This window comes from Pedobacter sp. HMWF019, from assembly GCF_003061025.1.
GTDB lineage: Bacteria > Bacteroidota > Bacteroidia > Sphingobacteriales > Sphingobacteriaceae > Pedobacter.
In genome coordinates this window covers 1-22,059 of record NZ_QAIL01000109.1, presented here as the reverse complement: position 1 = coordinate 22,059, position 22,059 = coordinate 1, and the positions used below count along the sequence as shown (strand labels likewise).

15 protein-coding genes are annotated in these 22,059 nt (G+C 43.3%); 3 read left to right on the top strand and 12 right to left on the bottom strand.

Going from position 1 to position 22,059, the window contains the following annotated elements; translation table 11 throughout:
* On the top strand, positions 1-422 hold a 422-nt coding region (locus tag DBR11_RS06860; protein ID WP_108550920.1), incomplete at its 5' end, for an Lrp/AsnC ligand binding domain-containing protein.
* 16 nt (positions 423-438) lie between these two features.
* On the opposite strand, the gene DBR11_RS06855 is transcribed toward DBR11_RS06860, so the two are convergent.
* Genes DBR11_RS06855 through DBR11_RS06840 form a run of 4 tightly spaced genes read right to left on the bottom strand, consistent with a single transcriptional unit; the run spans position 439 to position 4,773 of the window.
* On the bottom strand, positions 439-1,857 hold the full coding sequence (locus DBR11_RS06855) for an RtcB family protein (protein ID WP_108550916.1): 1,419 nt from the start codon (positions 1,855-1,857) through the stop codon (positions 439-441).
* Positions 1,854-2,915, bottom strand: a complete 1,062-nt coding sequence (locus DBR11_RS06850) for a DNA polymerase beta superfamily protein (protein ID WP_108550914.1) — start codon at positions 2,913-2,915, stop codon at positions 1,854-1,856. Before DBR11_RS06850 ends, DBR11_RS06855 begins: the two co-directional genes overlap by 4 nt.
* A complete protein-coding gene (locus tag DBR11_RS06845) occupies positions 2,905-3,666 on the bottom strand; it encodes a nucleotidyltransferase domain-containing protein (RefSeq protein ID WP_108550912.1) in 762 nt (253 codons plus the stop codon). Before DBR11_RS06845 ends, DBR11_RS06850 begins: the two co-directional genes overlap by 11 nt.
* A gap of 9 nt (positions 3,667-3,675) precedes the next feature.
* Positions 3,676-4,773: a slipin family protein gene (locus tag DBR11_RS06840; RefSeq protein ID WP_108550910.1), complete on the bottom strand. Its 1,098-nt coding sequence runs from the start codon at positions 4,771-4,773 to the stop codon at positions 3,676-3,678.
* A gap of 819 nt (positions 4,774-5,592) precedes the next feature.
* On the opposite strand from DBR11_RS06840, the gene DBR11_RS06835 reads away from it, so the two are divergent.
* The gene (locus DBR11_RS06835) at positions 5,593-6,618 is read left to right on the top strand and encodes a YafY family protein (RefSeq protein WP_108550908.1); all 1,026 of its coding nucleotides are present in this window, start codon (positions 5,593-5,595) and stop codon (positions 6,616-6,618) included.
* Positions 6,619-6,632: 14 nt separating this feature from the next.
* On the opposite strand, the gene DBR11_RS06830 is transcribed toward DBR11_RS06835, so the two are convergent.
* The 6 genes from DBR11_RS06830 to DBR11_RS06805 all read right to left on the bottom strand — a co-directional run bounded on the left by DBR11_RS06830 (position 6,633) and on the right by DBR11_RS06805 (position 18,939).
* A complete protein-coding gene (locus DBR11_RS06830) occupies positions 6,633-8,033 on the bottom strand; it encodes an RtcB family protein (protein WP_108550906.1) in 1,401 nt (466 codons plus the stop codon).
* Between the two features lie 5 nt (positions 8,034-8,038).
* Positions 8,039-8,686, bottom strand: a complete 648-nt coding sequence (locus tag DBR11_RS06825) for a hypothetical protein (protein ID WP_146186481.1) — start codon at positions 8,684-8,686, stop codon at positions 8,039-8,041.
* Positions 8,687-9,299: 613 nt separating this feature from the next.
* Positions 9,300-11,609, bottom strand: a complete 2,310-nt coding sequence (locus DBR11_RS06820; protein WP_108550901.1) for a Tex family protein — start codon at positions 11,607-11,609, stop codon at positions 9,300-9,302.
* Between the two features lie 76 nt (positions 11,610-11,685).
* A complete protein-coding gene (locus DBR11_RS06815; protein WP_108550899.1) occupies positions 11,686-12,672 on the bottom strand; it encodes a pyruvate dehydrogenase complex E1 component subunit beta in 987 nt (328 codons plus the stop codon).
* Positions 12,673-12,784: 112 nt separating this feature from the next.
* Complete coding sequence (locus tag DBR11_RS06810; protein ID WP_108550897.1) at positions 12,785-15,679, bottom strand: PD-(D/E)XK nuclease family protein; 2,895 nt, start codon at positions 15,677-15,679, stop codon at positions 12,785-12,787.
* A gap of 29 nt (positions 15,680-15,708) precedes the next feature.
* Entirely contained in the window at positions 15,709-18,939 is a 3,231-nt protein-coding gene (locus tag DBR11_RS06805) for an exodeoxyribonuclease V subunit beta (RefSeq protein WP_108550895.1), read from the bottom strand.
* A 97-nt stretch (positions 18,940-19,036) separates the two neighbouring features.
* Between DBR11_RS06805 and DBR11_RS06800 the strand changes: the two genes are divergently transcribed.
* Positions 19,037-19,570, top strand: coding sequence for a thioredoxin family protein (locus tag DBR11_RS06800; RefSeq protein WP_108550918.1), 534 nt, complete (start codon positions 19,037-19,039; stop codon positions 19,568-19,570).
* A 5-nt stretch (positions 19,571-19,575) separates the two neighbouring features.
* Here DBR11_RS06800 and DBR11_RS06795 read toward each other — a convergent pair whose 3' ends face one another.
* Together DBR11_RS06795 and DBR11_RS06790 are read right to left on the bottom strand one after the other, a co-directional pair.
* Positions 19,576-21,282 carry a glycoside hydrolase family 3 protein gene (locus DBR11_RS06795; protein ID WP_108550893.1) on the bottom strand — a complete coding sequence of 569 codons (1,707 nt, stop codon included), beginning with the start codon at positions 21,280-21,282 and terminating at the stop codon, positions 19,576-19,578.
* A 128-nt stretch (positions 21,283-21,410) separates the two neighbouring features.
* A partial coding sequence (locus DBR11_RS06790) for a DUF4136 domain-containing protein (RefSeq protein ID WP_108550891.1) occupies positions 21,411-22,059 on the bottom strand: 649 nt, incomplete at its 5' end.

Sequence of the window (22,059 nt, the reverse complement as noted above, 5' to 3'; positions counted from 1 at the left end):
TCCTCAAACAACTCATGCAGGATGCCACAAAACCGTATACAGAAATTGCAAAAGATTTGATTGTTTCCGGAGGAACCATACATGTCAGAATGAAAAAACTACAGGAAATGGGCATCATCAGAGGCTCCCATCTGATCATTGACCCACAGAAAGCAGGATACGACATATGTGCCTTTCTTGGTATCTACCTGGAAAAAGGGATACAATATAAAGATGCAGTAGAACAGCTTAGCAGAATTAAAGAAGTGGTGGAGCTTCACTACACAACCGGTGCCTACAGTATGTTTGCCAAAATCATCTGTAGGGATACGAGTCACTTAAGACACGTTTTAAATGAAGAAATACAGGCGGTTGCCGGCATACAGCGTACAGAAACGTTGATTTCTCTGGAAGAAAGCATCAGAAGGCAGATTGAACTGTAAGCTCAATCTGCCTCAACTAATCTTCCCGGCTTCCATCATCAGCCATTCGCACAATTTTAGGCGTAAATCTGGCCACCACGTCCACAAGAGCAGTCTGAGCTTCCATTACCAGGTTAATGTCCTTATAGGCCATTGGAGCTTCATCCAGCCCCGCTCCGATCAGGGTTACTTCATGGGCTTTAAGTATCACCCGCATTTCTTCCCTGGAAATGTTCTTGATGGCCTTTGAGCGGCTCATCTGCCGCCCTGCGCCATGGGAAGCTGAATGTATTGCGGCCATTTCGCCTTTTCCCCTCACCAAAAATCCAGGAGCCGTCATTGAACCGGGAATAATTCCCATCACACCCTTCCCCGCAGGTGTCGCTCCTTTACGGTGCACAATCACCTCTTCTCCATTCCAAATTTCCTTCCAGGCAAAGTTATGGTGATTTTCTACCTTAGCCAGAACTTCTGCACCTATGGCCCTGGTCAACTTATCATGAATTACTTCGTGACACGCAGAAGCATAATCACCCGCAAGGTTCATCGCCAGCCAGTACTCTTGTCCTGCTTCTGAATTCAGATCCAGATAGGCAAGATTGGCCGCTTCGGCCGGAAGTTTACACAGCGATTTTGCCAGTTTGGTATAATAGCCCGCCAGTGTTGCTCCCAGCCCCCGGGAACCAGAATGTGTCAGTAAGGCAAGATACTTACCTTTTTCAATACCCAGCACCGCATCCCTTTTCTCAAATTCAATGATCCCCCATTCCACAAAATGATTTCCACCCCCAGAGCTTCCCAATTGTGAATAAGCCTTGTCGTGCAGATTTCTAATAAATGGGGTGAGTTTAAACTCTTCCCGTTCCAGCACCTGATGATCCGCTTTATATTGCCCATGGAAACCATGCCCTGCACCAAATTTGGTATGTGCAATCAATTCTCTTTTAAAGTTGGCCTCACTGGCATAAAAATGGCTTTCAGAAATATCGAATACCGACAAAGCCATCCGACACCCGATATCTACGCCAACACCATAGGGAATAATCGCATTTTTCGTTGCCAGAACACCACCAATCGGCAAACCATAGCCCTGGTGAGCATCAGGCATCAGTGCACCGGCAACTGTCACCGGAAGCCTCATCGCAATATCCATTTGTTTTCTCGCCCCTTCCTCAATATAAGCTGACCCATATACCGCATAATCCCCTTTTTCCGCTTTCAGCGAAATCTCCGGCTCAATCAGCGACTCTTCGATCATGGCCGCTGCCAGCTCCGCAAGAATCTCATGATCCATAAAACGTTCTGGTTCCTTAACCAAATCTCTCATTAGCAACAATACTTCTCTTGCAGGCAATTCATCAAAACTGTTTTCTACTAAGTCTAATGCTGCACCCAATATTTTTCCAGGATGATAACCTATCTCCAACAGGTCATTCCCATTTAGTTTTCTTTTCATAATTTATACAATTCAGTTCTCATCTCTACAAGAACATTTTCTAATGCTGCCTTATCCACCCCATCTGGCAGTGTACTTACAACATAAGCCTCCTCTATCTTCCCGACCAAATCCTCAGCCTTTTTTAGCAATTCCTCATATTTAAAAGCGCCGGACCTGATGGCCAGCAACTCCGTTCTATTCTCGCGTCTTACTTTTAAAACACCGGTTCTTAACAACTCCTCTGCAACCTCCAGCAAACGTATAGTATGCATCATATTTTTCGCATCATAGTCTTTTCCCTGTTCTAATGTCCCTGCATACCGCTCTTCATTTCTGTTTTCTACCCAATCCCAATACTCCAGGTACTCTTTACAATAGATGGAATAACTATCCAGATTAAAGGAAAGATAACCGGCTATGCTTTGTCCTTTCGGGACAGAAGAAAGAGAAACATCATTGGATCGGTCACTGTTGGTCACTCCGCTATAATGAAGCTCATCTTCCTGATCATAAAAGAGTGCATACAGCCCTCTGGAATGAGGTATATTCACTAAACCGCAACGCTCCTGCACATAAGCTTTTTCCTTCAGCCAATCTTCCAACTTCACAGAAAGGCCGTTCTCTATTACAAAACAGAAATCCAGCACCGAAGCCCGCTTTTCAGGGATAGGATTTACAATTTTCTTTTTTAGTCCCTTCGCTTTACGCACTTGGGTAATGGCATAGCCGGCAAAAGTGTCCTTGCATAATTTCGACAACACCATACCCGGATTCAACTTTTCCATTAACGGATGCTTATAGCGCACACAATCTTCAGGCGAAGACAGCATTTCCAGTATATTTGGGTTGCATTTTGAAAGCAATTCAATATATCTGCCCAGTTCGTAGTAAACCTCGTCATTGCTTTTACTGCTAACCTGGGCTACATAATTTAGGCCATAGAACTCAGCTCTGGGTAAATAATAAACCCCTTTCAGATCAGTATCTGAACCTGGCATCTCCAAACCATAAGACCTACTGCCACTAACACACTCAAAAAGCAGCAATCCTTTGTCTTTTATCTCTTTAATTGTCATACTCATTTATCTTTTTGATAAAGAACTCATCCAACAAAGTGGCATCAAATTGTTTTTTCTCCAAACGATTTGCAGCTATACTGCACCTGCTAAATTCTTCTTCTATATAAGCCTTCAACACCCCTTCTATCTTAACTTTAATACCCTCCGCTGCTGTAGCCTTAAATCGAATCAAATCCCTAACGGCTATTTGAAGAGGAAGCGGAAGCAAAGTCATCAGCGCACCTATAGTCATCGGCGCAATTTCTCCTTTATCCAGGCACCATTTCGCAGAAAGTAAGGAGCGCAAAACATAAAACAGTTTTTTTATGCTGATTTCATCACCCCCCAACATGCTTTCCAGTGCTCCACATGCGATTCCTAAATAATGATGGGCATTGGTCTTGCAATTAAAGAAATCCTGTGATAATGCCCAGAGTTCCTCTTTAAAATTATCCCGCTCTTTGTAAACAATTGGCGACTGCAACCATTCGAATGGCGTCGTATTTGACTTTCTTGTCAAAAACAATACCTTTCTCAAATCCCATCCATAAATATCCAGCTCCTCATTTATTGGAAAGCCCAGATGATCTGTCCGATCTGATAGGGAGAGGTAGTAATTTACCGGCCTCACATAAATAAACCTTACATCAAAATCACTATCAGGAGAAGGAAACTGCCAGCCCCGGCTTCCCGACTCACAGGAAAAGAGGATTTTTATGTCATGCTCTACTTCTATTAAAGCCAGCTTATTCAATATCGTCGCTTTCATATTTACACTTTATGATTTTACAAAAATTTGTTTCAACTGATCTACAATCTGCCCGCTTCCGGATAAACTAATGGTATTGATCTTCTCTGCGATTTTCTCTACATATTCCATTTCTTTCAATTTATACAGCATCGCGTTATCCTCCATCAATTTAGCCGTGTTCAATAAACTCCTCGCAGAAGCGGTTTCTTCCCTTCTGGTGATCAGATTGGCCTGTGCCCTCTTTTCCGCAATCAACACCTGGTTCATGATCTCTTTCACATCTCCTGGCAACACAATATCCTTCACTCCGCAGTTCAATAATTCGACACCCAAGCCGGACGCTTTCGAAGAAGAATCTGCCAGCACCTGCTCAGAGATCTTTTCTTTATGCTCCATCAGCTCATCAAAAGTCATTCTTCCAACAAACGCCCTTAAAGCAAGCTGGATCAGCACATACAATTGTTTATCAAAATCCTTATTTTCCAGCAAAGCTTTTTTCACATCTGTTACTTTGTACTGAACTGTGAAATTGATCCTCAACTGCGCTTTATCCTTCGTCAGGATCTCCTGGCCAATGATCTCCATATTCAACTGACGCATATCCGTTTTCAGAACCTGGATCAGGGTGCTGTTTTTCCACCAGGTATAAGTTCCTGGCTCCAGCATCCTTTCCATCTTCCCATCTTTCATCAACAGGCCTTTCTCATAAGTTTCGACGGTAAATGACCTTGTGTGCACAGATAACTGCGACTTACCCAATGTATTTCTATCAATCAGCGCGGTGGATTCATCATCTGACAAATCTGCCCTTACAAAAGAATAATTGTTCAGGCCCTTCCAGAAAGCATACTTCCCGGCAACCAACACCTGTTTAAAATTACCGTTCTGATAAACCAAAACCAGTTCATTGTCTTTCACTTCTATCACATCAACCAACCCTCTAAAATCTTCATTCAACAGCAATACATCCAATTCAACTGAAGCAATGAAAGTTTTAGACATATCATAAACCTCCATCTTTTCCCCAAACCCCAACCAGTAACCACCTGCAGTTAATGTTCTTTTTAATTCTCCGTTTTTATAAACCAAGCCCGCAGAGTTGGTATTTACATGTATTCTTTTCATATCTTATATTTTTTTGTTGGTTAATCTCTTAAATCAGCACCTTAAAAGACATTCATCCGGTTTCTGCGGAAGTATCCTGTTGAAAACAATTCAATACCCCTCATAAATACTAAAAGAGCTCAGAAGAGCGTAGAGAGCGTCAGCCCTTTTTCATATTTATCTATCGTGTATCTGCATCATTTCATTTCCTACACTTTCAAAGCAGAATCCGGATTTGCCCGCCACCGGAATCCGGTGAAAAGCAGAATGCCTTTTGCAGTACTTTTGCAATGGGAATTTGAAAAGTTCCCCTTCTTTTTAGCAATGGATATTAAGCCATTACTGCGCTACCAGTTGCGTTTCCTATTTTGGTCGGAAAGCAGGATTCGAACCTGCACATGTTGTTGATCTACCCCCTGATCTACCCCGTTTCACCGGGAGCGGGATTCGAACCCGCGACACACAACGAAGACGATCTCCATTATTAAACATCAGAATATTGCTGCTGAACAGCTCAATACTATGGGGCCATACCGAAACCCTCAACTGTGGATGTTTATCCTTTCTAATCGCCATCCCCTTTCGGGAATATCTTATCGTACTTTTTCAGTACTGCTTTTCTTCAAAGAACCTGTCTTATTGTTGACATGACAAAGATGCATGCAGGTCAGCGCAGGGGAATTGCGCAGTTAAAGATTAACACCAAACAAAATCATAAAACATTATAAATCAAATAAATAAATTTAAAAACCAAACTCACAAGCTTCATAAAAACTTTAAATACGCAGATCTATTGCGCAGCAATTTTGTTTTTATACTTTTATAAAAAAGATTTTTGGGATGTCAATTAACAAATTAGCCCTGATCAGGTACAAAACGATCGACGAATGTTTACAAAACAGGCGCCGGAAATGGACCCTTGAAGATATCATCGAAAAAGTAGCCTCCATGCTTTATGAATATGAAGGCATTACCTCTGGCGTAAGCAAGCGCACCATACAGGCAGACATCCAGCTGATGCGAAGCGATAAACTGGGCTACAACGCACCCATCATCGTCAACAACAGAAAGTATTATGCCTACAGCGACTCCTCCTACAGCATTACAAAAGCTCCGATCAACAACAATGATATTGACAAAATGAAGGAAATTGTAGGCATCCTTAAACAGTTTAACGGATTTAGTTATTTCGATGAGATGAGCGATATGATTGCCAAACTGGAAAACAATCTGTATAAATCCACACAGCAAAGCCGGAATTGTATACAATTTGAGAGCAACACACAACTCAAAGGTATACATTACATCAATCCGCTTTATCAGGCAATTCTCCATAAGACACCGCTTTTAATCGAATACAAATCCTTTAAAGCCCAAAAATCCCAATCCGGCATTTATTTTCCATATTTATTAAAAGAATACAGGAACAGGTGGTTTCTGATCGTTAAACCCAAAAAGGGAACAACCCTGCTCAACTTGGCTTTAGACCGGATCCTGGAATTTCAGGAACTCACCAAAGAAACATTTATAGAATACAAGGGCATAGACTTCGATCGCTATTTTGAAGACTTAATAGGCGTAACCAAGTCCGAACGTGACAGGGCCCAAAAGGTTGTTTTAAGAATTGAGAAGTACCATGCCCCCTATATCCTGACAAAACCCATTCATCCCAGTCAGCAAGTCTTAAAAGAAGATGACGAAGGCATCACCATCAGAATAGATGTGGTACTCAATTTTGAACTGGAGCGCGAAATACTTGGTTTTGGCCATTTTATGAAAGTATTATCTCCGAGGAATCTGGCCAATACGATAAAAAGCAGACTTGAACGTGCCAGCAGGCAATATCAGGAAAAAGCCCCTCAATAAATGAGGGGCTAATATTAGTCTTTGTTCATTCTGACCATCCTGGGCATAAACCGCCCTTCTATATCCACCAGATCTTTCTGCGCGGCCATCACCAACTCTATGTCCTTGTAGGCTTTAGGGTTTTCCTCTACGCTCCCTCCTATCAAGGTCACACCCGCACGGCTTAAAACCTTCTTCAAATCGGATGCTGTAGAACTGTCTTTTGCCTTTTTCCGGCTCATGGCCCTGCCCGCTCCGTGCGCTGCAGAGTTCAATGAATTTCCAATACCCTTACCTTTCACCAGGTAGGCGGCCGTAGTCATGCTTCCCGGAATGATACCCAATTCACCCTTATGTGCCGGGGTAGCACCTTTTCGATGTACAATCACTTCCCTGCCGTCTTCCATTTGTTCCTTCCAGGCAAAATTATGGTGGTTTTCCACCTTAGCCAAGGTCTGCAAACCCAGGGATTTCAGTAAACTGGCATGGATCACATCGTGACAGGCCTTCGCATAATCTCCCGCAAGGTTCATACTCAACCAATACTCTTGTCCAGCCTGCGTATTTAAGTCCAGCCAGGCCAGACGGGCAGCTTCCCTTGGTAATTTGCAGGTGTTCATCGCTATCCGGGTATAATATTCCGCCAGGTTTGCCCCCAGCCCCCTGCTGCCTGAATGAGAGAGCAGAGCCATATACTTTTTGGCCGGGAGCCCCAGAGAATTCCCCTCGTACAATTCTATTTCTCCAAATTCAACGAAATGATTTCCACCCCCCGAAGTACCCAACTGACGATAAGCCTTGCCCTGCAGTTTCTTCAGAAGTTCCGTTTCCTGAAATAATGCACTGTCCAGAACTTCATGCTCAGCCGGGACTTCCAGGCCACCCTCCATCCCAAAGTGCGTCCACTGCTTCAGCGCGACCTTCATATGATGACTATATCTTTTGAAAAAACTATCACTTTCATCTATAACAGACAAAGCCATGCGACACCCAATATCCACACCAACCGCATAAGGGATGACGGCATTTTCCGCAGCCACTACCCCGCCAATTGGCAATCCATACCCGGTATGCGCATCAGGCATTAATGCGCCTTGTACCACCACCGGCAAAGACATCACCAACTCCATCTGCCTTTTTGTACTTTCATCAATCCCCTTACCCCCATACACCTTTAACTGGCCCTTTTCCTGTAACAGCCCATGTGTTTGAAAATCGCAGACCTTTACTTCATCCATAAATGTTGCCGCTAATTTCTCCGTCGCTTCCTCAGCCATATATTTCTCCGGCTGGTTTAAAATAGCCGTTAACAGCTCTATAATCTGGCTCTTACTATGATGCTTAAAATATCTGCTGATCATATTGATCGCCAGACTTCTAGCTTTATCGTTCGTATAGCCTATTTTACTTAATTCTTTTGTTTTTAAAATGCTCATTGCGTTTAAAATTGTTCTTCTTTTTTAATTTCCATTGCCTCCTTTATTTGGAGCAATGCTTCTTTTTCAGCTTCCAGATAACAAGCTTTATCCTCACCAGCCCATTTCCAGTAGTGATAGGCGCCACCAGTAAGTTTCGAAATCCTGGGATACAAATGATGTTTTTCAATATGGTTATTCAGAAATTTAATTTCCTGCTCCAGTACCTCATCTACCATCTTTACTTCCGTAATCAAATACGGTTTAACCTGCAACCTGTACTTCCATGGCTCATTAAACCTATATCGAAACGTTTTCTCTTTCCCATTTTCCCTGCTCACTTCATACAAATGAAAATGCGTTCTCTCCACCTCTGTAAGCTTTAGACGGCCATCATTCCAGTACCATTCGGAAAACTCCATGAGGAACTGCCTTTTTTCTACCCTGACTTTTTTACCTTTTCTCCTCTTCTTTACTTTAAAAGACTTTTCCGGGTTATATTGCACCGTATTGATTTTAGCCAAAAGCCCTTCATAAAAAGCAGAGGAAGAAGATCTTGCCACATCTTCCCCTAGTACGAAACAACGCTTCCACCCCCGTTGATAGGGTTTTTCCAGAGGAATCATAGGCAGATCTCGTCTTTGTTCCAAAAGTTGATCCTTATGTCTCATCATCCGGATAAGCTGTTTATCGAAATCCTTTTTTTGTAGTCGTTTCTTTCGTCTTGCAGATTTCAATCTGTACTGCAAAACATCAAACGACAATTCATTATTGTCCATTGGACTGTTACTCAAAAATTATAATTGTGTTGATTGGCTCAATTCGTCCTCAGAAAGAGGATATACCCTTATAAATTCAGCACAGGCCAGATCTTAAAAATTTCGGCAGACGCAGATCAGTCCGGCTTAAAACCAGAAAGCATTCCATTTTATACAATAAGCAAAATGTAATAACGTCCGCCTGGATCAGGCAGCGTGCAAAAGGGGCGATATGTAGAAACGTTCAGTCATGATTCCTATAATTAAAAAAAGTCGAATAAGGAACTGGCGCAAAGATAAAGCTATTTTCTCGACATCCGCAAGAGCCACAGAAATTTATCCTTGTTCTAACTATCATACAAGACACACGGACAATTAAGCACCCAAAGAAAAACAATACTACTCAGAGGAGACATCGAGCTTCGAAGTAAGCGCAGCGATGCACAGAAGCGTTAGTCTGCAAAGAGTGTATTGTATTTCCCATAAAATACTTTGCAACAAAAAAGGCCCTTACGGGCCTTTCTAAAACTTATTTGAACTTATCCTTAAGTGCAGCAAGTTTCATTTGCAAATCACCTTCCGGAAGTGCTTTTTCCTTTCTTACTTCCGGCTTTTTAAACGCTGGTTTAACACCTCCAGCCGCACTCGGCTTCGGTTTAAATTTCGGTTTGTGCTGATGTTTCTCCGGTTTAGATTTCTCTGCCTTACCGGTATGTTCCTTCTTCATAGATAATGAAATCCTTTTCCGTTCCACATCCACCTCAACAACTGTAACCTCAACTTTCTGATGAACCTTAACCAGATCATTTGGATTCGGAACAAATTTATCAGACATCTGACTGGTATGTACTAAACCATCCTGATGCACACCTATATCTACAAAAGCGCCGAAATTCGTAATATTTGTTACAATTCCCGGCAGTTTCATCCCTGGTTTCAGATCTGAAATCTCGTTTACCCCATCAGTAAAACTAAATACCTCAAACTGCTCCCTTGGATCACGTCCAGGCTTAGCAAGTTCAGCCATAATATCAGTTAAAGTAGGCAAACCCACTTCTTCACTCACATATTGCTGGAGTTTGATCTTTTTCTGCTGCGCGGTATCGCCCAGTAAATCTTCCAAAGAACAACCCAGATCTGCCGCCATTCTGTTGATCAGTTCGTAGCGTTCCGGGTGTACTCCACTTGCATCCAGTACATGTGCTCCATTTCTGATGCGCAGGAAACCAGCCGCCTGCTCAAATGCCTTGTCGCCTAAACGAGGTACCTTTTTCAGGCTTTCCCTGTTCTTAAAGGCTCCGTGCTCGTTTCTGTAACTGATGATGTTTTGTGCCAGTTGCGGGCCCAGTCCGGAAACATAAGCCAATACCTGCTTGGAAGCCGTATTCAATTCCACGCCTACCGCATTCACACAGCTCATTACAGTATCATCCAAAGAAGCCTGCAATTTATTCTGGTCTACATCATGCTGGTATTGCCCTACGCCAATTGATTTAGGATCAATTTTCACCAGCTCTGCCAAAGGATCCATCAAACGACGTCCAATAGATACCGCACCTCTAACCGTTATATCATGACTAGGGAACTCTTCTCTGGCTACCTCTGAAGCAGAATAAATAGAGGCTCCACTTTCGTTCACCATAACTACCGCTACATCTCCAAGTCCCAGTCCACGAACAAAAACCTCCGTTTCTCTCCCTGCTGTTCCGTTGCCAATAGCGATGGCTTCAATCTCATATTTAGCGCAAAGCTTCTGAATGGTCTCTGCCGCATTTTTAACATTATTCTGACCCGTATGCGGAAAAATGGTGGTGTTTTCCAGTAATTTACCTTGCTTATCCAGGCAAACCACTTTACAACCTGTCCTGAAACCCGGATCTATGGCCAGAACATTCTTTTGGCCCATTGGAGCCGCCAGCAATAACTGTCTTGCATTTTCTACAAACACCCGGATGGCTTCTTCATCGGCCTTTTCCTTAGAAAAACCACGAAGTTCATTTTCCATAGAAGGCGCAAGCAGACGCTTGTAGCCATCCTGAATAGCCAGTTCAACCTGTTGCGCATTTTTATTAGACGATTTGATAAATTGCTTTTCCAGCAAACGAATCGCCCCTTCTTCACCCGGTGCAAGTTCTAGTTTTAACACCGATTCGTTCTCCCCGCGACGCATAGCCAGAACGCGGTGAGAAGGTGTAGATTTAACCGGTTCATCCCAGTTAAAATAATCTTTATATTTAATCCCTTCCTCTTCTTTTCCACTCACCACCACCGATTTAAATTTGCTGTGTTGCTGAAAATAGGTTCTCATCGTAGCCCTTGCCTCTGTATTTTCATTGACCATCTCTGCGATAATATCCCTCGCACCAGCCAAAGCCTCCTCCACAGAAGCTACTCCCAGCTCGTCGTTTAGATATTTTGCAGCCTCTCCTTCCGGGTCTTCACCGCGTTGTTCCAGAACCAATAATGCCAATGGCTCCAAACCTTTTTTTCTGGCCTCAGAAGCCCTTGTTTTACGCTTGGGCTTATAAGGAAGATAAATATCCTCGATTTCTGTGATCGTTACCGCAGCATTGATCCGGGCCTCCAGTTCAGGGCTCAGTTTTCCCAATGCGGTCAGGGCTTTCAAAATAGCTTCCCTTCTTTTGTCCAGGTCGCGCAATTGCTGGAACCGATCTCGTACCGCGGCTACCTGAACCTCATCCAGGCTTCCGGTCGCTTCTTTCCGGTAACGGGAGATAAAAGGCACTGTAGCACCTTCATCCAGCAATTCAATCGTAGAAAGAACTTGTTTCTCTGCTATCGCTAATTCAGCAGCAATGATTTTCGAGTGATGACTCATTTCGTTGTTTTTTAAAATAAAAAATCCCGAAGGGCACGAGCCATCGGGATTATATTTCTGGATTATCTTTAATAGCTTATTTTGCTACGTACAATACTTCTTTTACAGCTTTAACTACACGCTCTGCATTTGGCAAGCTTGCTGCAATCAGCGTAGGTGCATATGGAAGCGGAACATCAGCACAAGTAATACGCAATACCGGCGCATCTAAATGATCAAAAGCATTTTTCTGAACATTAAAAGCAATTTCAGAAGAAATAGACGCCAAAGGCCATGCTTCTTCCACAATCACCAAACGGTTTGTTTTTTTCACCGACTCAATAATCGTTGCATAATCAATAGGACGTACAGTACGTAAATCAATTACCTCTGCATTGATGCCTTCTTTAGTCAGCTCTTCAACAGCAGGATTCACTACACGGGTCAGCATTTTACCAAAAGTTACGATCGTTACATCAGTACCTTCTTTAACCACATTAGCTTTACCCAATGGGATGTAATATTCTTCTTCAGGAACCTCTCCTTTATCACCATACATCACCTCAGATTCCATAAAGATAACCGGATCCGGATCAAGGATAGCTTGTTTTAACAAACCTTTAGCCTCATAAGGAGTAGAAGGAACTACAACCTTTAAACCAGGGCAGTTGGCATACCAGTTTTCAAAGTTCTGAGAGTGCTGAGCACCCAATTGGCCGGCATTACCTGTTGGTCCGCGAAATACGATTGGCACAGAAAACTGGCCTCCGCTCATGGACAGCATTTTAGCCGCACCGTTAATAATCTGATCAATAGCAACCAAAGAGAAGTTAAATGTCATAAACTCTACGATTGGAACTAATCCGTTCATTGCAGCCCCAATACCAATACCAGCAAAACCAAGCTCAGCAATAGGGGTATCAATAATGCGTTTGTCACCAAACTCATCCAGCATACCCTGACTAACTTTGTATGCACCGTTATATTGCGCTACTTCTTCTCCCATCAAAAATACGTTTTCATTTTTACGCATTTCTTCGCTCAGGGCTTCACGCAGGGCTTCTCTAAATTGAATCTCTCTCATTGTATATTCAAATATTAACTGTGGGCAAATATAAGTATTGTAATCTAATTATAAAGTAGTGTTTTAATTACACTTGGGCATCTTTAACCTGATCCACCATCCTATGGTCATTTTACATTCCGCACAAAGTCAAATACGGCGAAAAAACAAAGCCAGCCTCATTTTCTGTAGGTATAAAAGGAATATTTTCATCAAAAAGTTCTGCAAGTTTTACCCTCAATAAATCCAGAAACTCGGCCTTAATGCTCTCCAGCCGCTCGCCATTCAGTTTGGTCCTCTCTTTTCCTTCCATAAAAAAGGTGCCCTCTTTTCGCATATTACGGGTGCTGTACAGGTTCGGTTCCACCCCCTGCAAACCATTGGCCTGCTCAAAAACATAGGTATAAAAAAGCGTTTGCACCAAAGCCTTATTCTGTTTATTACCATTCGTATCGAACACATCCTCCAGGCTGCTGAACCTCAGGTTATCGCTGCCGGTTTTATAGTCCACAATACGGGTAATCCCATTCCTGCGGTCAATACGGTCTATAATTCCATGCAGAATAATCTTTTTCTCCTGCCCTTTAAGGCTGAATTTAAATTCAACCTGGTCTTTCTTCTCCATGGCCAGCACTTCAAATGGCGCCTGTTGTTCATCATAATCCAGAATCAGTGCAGCATACTCTTCTACTATGGCCAGCACCACTTTCTGCATTCCGTTATGCACAACCTGGTGGTGCTGGTTCTCATACATCACCTGTGCAAATCCCCTTACCGCCAGTGCAGGTACCTCTTTCCGTTTCTGAGCAATTCGCTCCTGAGTAACCGCCCCCCCCTCCTCCATCAAGTCCTGATAAAAGGTTTCCATAACAAAGTGGAGTATCGAACCAATATAGTTGGCTTCCAGATTTTCCGAAATCTCCTTTGGCTCTTCAATTTTTGCTATATACTTGTAAAAAAACTGCAGCGGGCAATTGATATAAGAAGTTAAAGCAGAAGCCGAAAGACCAACTTCTCCATTCAGGTATTTATTCAGAACAGCCATGACTTTTTCATCCTTCTTCACTTCTACATGCATTCTTTTTTCTGTACGAATGCTTTGTTTATGTTCCAGGTAATTGAAAGTATAACCACTTTCATATTCCAGTTGTCGTAAAAAACGCGTCGGTTCGCCTGTATTGGTGTCGTCTGCCTGCGCATTATAAACCAGACTCACTTTTTCAGACCGCTGCATCAACCGGTAAAACATATAAGCAGAAATGGCATCCTGGTTTTCCAGAACCGGTAAGCCATATGCCCTTCGGATGCTATCGGGAATAAAACTTGGAGAAACACTCGTTTGTGGCAACAAACCCTCGTTCACCCCAAGGATATAGATTCGTTCAAAATCCAGGCTCCGGCTTTCCAGTAAACCCATTACCTGTATTCCCTGAAGCGGCTCCCCGGTCAAAGGCACAGAAATACCCTGGATCGCCTTCTGCATCAGCGACAACACAAAAGAAACTTCCCGGATCTGCTGCAATTGAGGCAAATGTTCTTCAAGCGCGTCATGCAAGCGGTTCAGTTCTTTCATCGTAGCCACAAACAGATCCGCTTCGGTCTGCTTCAAACTTTTATCTGCCAGCTGCTGTTCCAATATCCGCTTAAAAACTGCCTGCAAGGAAAGCGTAGCCTCGGCCGCAGAATTGATCCGGGTAAAAAACAAGGCCAGCAATCCCTTTTGGCTTTGCAGGCGGACCAAAGGGACTTCTGCAAGTTGTTCCAGCAACAACTTTTGCTGTATTTTAGCCCGCATCTGTTCCGTGATCCCAGTAAGCGGATGCGATAAAAAAGCTTCTACTTCCCGGTAATACACCGTATCCTTTGCCCCCTGAATGAGCTGTACCTGCACACTGAGCCAGAGATCGGCCAAGCCAAAAATAGAAGAGGCTACCAAAGGGTAACCCATCGTGACATTGACGTCGATCGCCTTGTGCACCTCTGCCACCTCAAAATGAGTGGGAATGGTTTGCAAAACAGGCAAAAGTAAACTTTCATCGGCCAGGATCAAGGCAATCTTGCCCGCATCTGTATCTCCCAATAAAGGATAATCCCGCTGCAAGGCGGTATTCAAAATCTTTGCCTGCGCAACCTGACCCTGTGTCTTATACACATCCACCACTTTCGCGGGCGAACGGATCAGATCTCTTGGGCCACCCAGTGCATTGACCAGACCTGTCTGCTGTAAATTTCTTCTCAGAAACAGTCCGGCTTCCTGTATAGGGTCATTTAAATAATAAGCATCCGTATCAAAATAAAACAAGGCCTTTCCTGCTTCCTGCCAACGACTAAAAACCTTTGCTTCTGCCCTGCTCAGTGCATTAAAGCCAACAAAGATCAATTTTCCCCGATCAAAAGGCCGGACAAAATCATCAGATTTTCCTTCCGCCAGCTGCCGGTAAATATGCCCCATTGTAGTGAGCCCTTTTCCCCGGAGGGCCTCATGGAAGCCCAGGTAAAGTTCTGGCATCCGCTGCCACATTTTGATAAACTGTTCCTGCTGTTTTTTATGTTTTCCTTCAGAATAAGAACTCCAGAAGCCTTTTAAAAAGACCTGCTGTTCTTCACTCAGGTAATCAAACTGGTAATCCACCTCTGCAAAATCCTCCAGTTGTTCAAATAACTTCCCCGCATCAACCAGATCATTATCAATCTGGGCAAAATCACTTAAAATGATCCGCGCAACCGGATAAAATTTAGCGGGTTCAATAGGCTGATCTCCATATTGCAGAGCCAGCTCATTATACTTCTTATAGAGTGTAAAGAACTGCGTAAAGGCATCAGCCGTTTTTAAAGGGCTGGATAAAGCAAAAAATTGCTGTATGGTATAAAAAGCAGGGCTCCAGAAAGGCTTCTGTATCACACTGGCCAGATGATGCTGTAAATAAGCCACCGGCCTTTTATTGTTAAAGACAATGGCTGCATACTGCAGATCATCTCCCAGCTTCGCCACCAAATCTTCTGCTACTTCTTTTAAAAATGCCTTCATAACAAGCCTTTGTTTTTCTTCTTCATTTTTTATACTTTCTTCAAAACTCCGGTTAAGGCATAGAACAAATAAGTGTTCACCGAGGTATAACCCATTGCCTGCAGTAAACTTCTGTAGTGGTCTACCTGCTCTACGTGTTTATTACTTTCCTGCTGAGTAAATTTATAATCAATAATGGTGACCTCTTTACCCTTCATCAGTACCTTATCCGGACGGTAACTTTTCCCTTCGGCATCGATAATGCTCCGCTCATTCAGACTTTCCTCACTGGCTTTCAGAATTTCCTGCAGCCCACTATGCTGTAGAACAGACATCGCCTGATTGCGGAGAAAAGGCATTTCCTCTGCTTTAAAAATACCTTCCAGCAGCAGGGTCTGCAACACCTCATCTACTTCTCCCGGATCACTTGCCGAAGCCAGGATCTCATGAAGTATAGTTCCCGTTCTCCCCGCACTTTCCCCCGTGAGCAAATCAATTTCCCTGCGTTTCAGTCTGGCATCAAAAACCTGGCTCAATCTATCCGATACCGGATAAAGCTCCAGTTCGATCTCCATTTTTAAGACTTCCTTTTCCGGCAGGGAAGGCACCGGGTCATCGATCAGGTAATTTCCTTCTTCAGACAACTGGTCCGCAAAAACCTTGGAAAGCAAATCTCCAATGTTACTCACCGTATCCGTCTTTTTACCCATAGTACTGATGTACAAATACTCCTTTGACCTTGTTGTGGCCACATAAAGCATATTCAAGGCATCCATATTGTTGTACAACAATTCTTCAAAATAAGGTCTGGCGACAGTTGACCGCCCCAGTTCTTTGGTATATTTCAGCGGGATGCTGTGCAAATGATGATAAGGAGTATCAGCTGCAGAAACCCAGAATATCCCGTTGGTTTTTCCATTAATATCCCAGTTGCAAAATGGCAGCATGACCGCACGAAAAGCCAAGCCTTTAGATTTATGTATAGTGATCACTTGTACCGCATCTGTGTTTTCAGAAGAAGGCAATGTTCTTCTCGCCCCTTCTTCCTCCCAATAGTTCAGGAAAGCTGCTATTCCCTTTTCTCCATGCAGCGCAAAACTTCCGGCCAGATCTCTTAGTGCAAATAAATAAGGCAGCATCATCGCATTCCTTTTCTCATTCAGACCGTAAGCCTCTATGATTTTTTCCATTAAAGCGGGCAGTGGCTGCTGCATCCAGGTCTGCCATTCTGCACAAAGTGCTGCAGGAAGCAAATCCTCCAGCTGGGCCAGACTTTTAAACTTCAAAGAGAAAAAGTGATGCGGCTCAACTGATTTTTGTCTTAGTCTGGCATACAGGCTAATGCAATTGGCTTTATACAGCGCGGTATTTTCGGCCAGGCCGCCCATCACCTGCAAAGTATTGATGATCAATTTCACCGCAGTATTATTGCTCAGCAACAGCGCCTCACCTGAAATCACATCTATCCCCTGCTCCATGAGGGTCTCTACCGCAGCAATCGCTTCAGCATTGGACCGGACCAGGATACAAATATCCCGGGGTTTATATTTTTTTACGTTAAACAGAACATCAAGCTCTGCAATCATTTTACTTAAAGCCAGGTCCCGGAAGGTTGTTTTGGTCAGTGCGTTTCCTTCCTGATCAGTTTTAAACACATTAAAACTGATTGTCCCACCTTCCAGAGTATAAGGTGTTGTTTTCTGCTCTGCTTCTGCATATACATCCGTAACAATCCGGTCAAAGCCCTGTTGCTGCCACCATTTCAGCAGATCAGGAAGGCTTTCCTGTTCTGCAATAGCTCCATTTAAGCCTGATTGCATCAGCTGAGGCAGTTGCTTAAAGAGTGTATTGTTAAAATGGATTATATTCTTCGTACTCCGGTAATTTTCTTCCAGACTATCTTCAACTACATTATGTACCTGAACATCCTGTTTAGCCTGTTGGTGCAAAATGTTCCAATCTCCGTTCCGCCAGCGGTAAATGGACTGTTTGGTATCCCCCACAATCAGGTGATCTATTAATTTCCCGCTGGGTGAGGCCATGGCATTGGTCAGCAAAGACTTAAAACTCCCCCATTGATTGGCTGAGGTATCCTGGAATTCATCAAACAGGAAATTCCGGTACCGGTTTCCCATTTTTTCCCAAATGAAAGAAGGATTGTCGTCTGCATCATCTGTAATCCCCTTCAGCAAGGTTTGTGCATCACTGATCAGCAGGTTCGGACTTTCATTCCGGTACTCTTTCAGCAAAACCGCCATTTCCTGCATCAGCCTCAGGTAGTATAAATTCTTGTTGAAGGCATGGGCTAAAAGATAAGCAGACAATCCTTCCTGGTAAGCAGATACCAATTTAGCAATTACAGGGTTAAGCTCTTCGTAGGCTGTGTGCACTGCCCCTTTCTGAAACCATTCTTCCGGCTGATCCACCAGTTTAGCCAGGCTGCTGATCTTAGATAAATCGCCACCTGCAATCTTCTGGAGGTTATTTAAGGGCGAGCGGGACTTTCCTTTTAAATCGCCCACATCAATATCTTCTACCTGAAAGATCTGCAGGGCCTGCTCCGCCAAATCCTTCACAGCATCTTCAAACGCTTCTATTCCCAGCCGCGTGATCTTGTTGTAGTCTTTGAACAAGGTATCCAGGTCTGCGATTTCTCCCAGCTCTTTAACCGCCTGTTCAAAAGGCTGATAACGTTCCTTAAAGATCTCATTGGTCAGTTCAATCAGTTCTCTCCTGTAATTCCAGCTCAAATTATTATTGATCCTGTCCAGGGCCAGGTCAATGATCCATTGCAGCAGTACCGGGTTCTTGTCCAACGCTTTATCTAAACGTTCTGCCAGTTCGTTCTTTACCTTATCGTAGTTCATTTCCAGACCATAACCAGCGTCCAGACCAAGCTCAAAAGCGAAACCTCTGATCACCTTCTGAACAAAACCATCAATGGTACTCACCGAAAACCGGCTGTAATCGTGCAGGATCTTCCTGTAAATAACATCTGATTTTCGTTTTAAACTTCCAGCATCCAAATCCGGATGAGCTTTCAGTACAATATCCCGGTAATCACCAATCTTTTTGGAAGTATCCCCCTGCGCAAAACCTTTCAACACTTCCATGATCCTGGTTTTCATCTCTTCAGTCGCTTTATTGGTAAAGGTTACCGCCAGAATTTCCCTGTATTTGGTTTCTGAAGAAAGCAAAAGAGTTAAATAATGCGCCGTCAGGCTAAAGGTCTTACCCGAGCCGGCAGAAGCTTGTAATATTTTAAGTGGCTGTTGAGACATCAGGTAAAGCTAGAACTTATTTGTAAATTTACCATATGAACCCGACATGATCATCATCATTAAAAGGCTTCATCTTACAATTAAAATAAAAACACTCATGAAACTAAAAGCATTACTGCTCCTAGCCCTAATGTCTGTTGCCGCAGCAGGCCAGGCCCAGGATAAAAAGGAAGGCGAGAAAAAAGAAGCCGTACACATTTATAACCCTAATGCCAATGCACAGGCAGATTTAAATGCAGCGATTTCCAAAGCAAAGAAAGAAAAAAAGAATGTCCTGGTACAGGTAGGCGGCAACTGGTGCATTTGGTGTATCCGCTTTCATGAACTGGTAGACAAAACCCCGGAATTGAAAAAACTGATTGGAGACAATTTTGAATGGGTACTGGTGAACTGGAGTCCGGAAAACAAAAACACAGCCGTTTTAAGCAAACTGGGCAATCCCGGCCGCTTTGGCTTCCCTGTATTCGTTGTCCTCGACGGAGAAGGAAAAGTTCTTCATATTCAGGACTCTGGTTACCTGGAAAGAGACACAGAAGAGAGCAAAGCAGAAGGTAAAGGCCACAGCATAAAAAAAGTCCAGGGCTTCTTAAACAACTGGACTTACAAAGCGCTGCATGCACCAACGATCTAAATCAATTACCGGCCGTCTCCGTATTTAAAGAACGTATTGACCGTAACCGGCAGTCTTCCGCTGGGGTTAACTTCGTTTTTAAATACGGATGCTGCCGCCTTTTGCATAAAATCTTCTTTCTGATAAGCCACAAGTAAGAATTTACTATTCTCCAACCCGCCCCATTGAGATAGGTTATAAGGGTTGGCAAAAACGGCAAAGCATGCATTTTTCTGGCTCTGGTCTTTCAGGAACATTTTCAGATCTGCGCTTAGCACCATTCCATTTCCCGGGCGGATACGGGTATCATGTATACCGATGATCACCTGATCAAAACCACCAAGCTCTCTTGCCACAACCGCAATCTGGTTGGCATTTGCGTTCTTGTCTAAAGTATAAAAAACAGCATTTTGATAGTAAGCGCCCAGTTCTTTTTGGAATACCGTTACCTCGGGTGTCCCAACACTAATAATTACTGTTCTTTTTTCTTTGTCAAGTTGGGGAAGCACTTCACGTCCCTTCAGCAAAGTCATAGCAGCATTAGCCAGTTCCTGACGCAGGGCCAGACTCTCCGGACGGTTCACATCAGCAACCACGTGATGTTCATCAAGACTGTCCTTCTTATTTAAACCGGCCCAATATTTAGCCATCAGAATCTTTTTTACACTTTCATCAATCCGTTCCATACTGATCCTTCCTGAACGTACAGCTTTCCGAACCAGTTTAATCGCCCTGTCGCTATTCTCCGAAAGTTCCAGGATATCATTACCGGCAATTACCGCCATCACATCGGCTTCACCATCTTTAAAATATTTTACGACCCCCTTCATTTCCATCGCATCAGAAATAATGATCCCTTTAAAACCAAGCTCTTCCTTTAAAATCCCTGTTACAATGGGCTTTGACAAGGTCGAAGGCATATGCGGAGTATTGTCCAGCGCCGGAATATTCATATGGGCAATCATTATACCCGAGGCATTTTGCCGGATCAGCTCCCGGAAAGGATAGATCTCCAGGCTGTCCAGACGGGCTTTTGTAAAATTTAACTGGGGCAAGTCAAAATGAGAATCCACATCAGTATCTCCATGTCCAGGAAAATGTTTCAGGCTCACCATCAGACCACCATCCTGCATCCCCTTCATATAGGCTGCACCCGAGGAGGCCACATTGTATTTATTTTCACCAAAAGAACGGTAATTGATGACCGGATTCTTTGCATTATTGTTCACATCAACATCGGGTGCCAGATTCATATGCATACCTACTCTCCGATAATCCTTTGCGACCTCCAGGCCCATCTTATAGATCAGTTCTTTATTCTGAACTGCACCCAGGGCCATCTGATACGGATAAGAAATGGTGCTGTCCAGGCGCATGCCTAAACCCCATTCTCCATCAGAGGTAACCAATAGCGGTACACGTGCCAGTTCCTGGTATTTATTGGTGAGAATCACCTGCCGGCCTGGACCTCCCTGAAAAAACACCAAGCCTCCGATCCGTTCCTTTTTAATTACATTTCCGATCGAATCTTCATAGGCCGTTGTAGAATTGGTCAAGGCCCTGACAAAGAACATTTGCGCAATCTTCTGACGTCTGCTCAATTTATTAAAAACAGAATCCACCCATTGATTGGGCTCTGAAAGTGTTTCTATGTACGACTTTTTTTGGGCATTAACTGTAGATATGGAAGCGAGGGCAACAAATGCCCAGGCCGAAAAATGCTTAAACTTCATTATTTAACGAATGGTTAGGAGCCCAAAGATAAACACAAAATAGAACACAGCCGCCTTTCGAAAAAATAAAGCCATAAAAAAATCCTGAACCGGTTGAACCGATTCAGGACTTTTTATTCACCTCATCATTAAGGCAGTTTTTTAAATATATTGGCTACGACCTGTGGAATATCATCTACTGCTTTTTGAGGATTATCCAGATCCCCTTCTGCCCAGCCTCTCCAGATTATCTTTTTGGTTTTCCTGTCAATCAGGTCAATCATAATACTTCCTGCTTTTACATTTTCCCTTCTGGCCTCACTGCCTACATACACGGGCATAGGATCATAATAAGAAAAATATCTGTACGCCCTTCCCCGGTAATACGCAATCCTTGGACTTAGCCTTGCAGGAGGATTGTAATATACAGGATCGTTATATTCACGAGTTTCATTATTGACCACTGCTGTATACCTAACCAGGATATCTGGTTTCTGATTATCCAACACCAAGCCTTTTTTCTCAAGTTCTTTACTTGCCGCATCAACAATCCTGTCTGTTGCCACATCATTGTTGTAAAAACTAGATGATTTGGAATACCCTTCAGGTATCCAGGCATAGGTCTTATAATGCTGGGTACTGAGTGGTTTATTACTCACTGCATAATAATTGTAAGAAGAACATGCTGATGCCACTATACTTATGGTGAACAGCATAAAAATTAGTCTTTTTATATTTCTTATCCTTTTATAATTACATAATGCAATCATTTCTGCAGGGATGACTAACCTTTTGTCC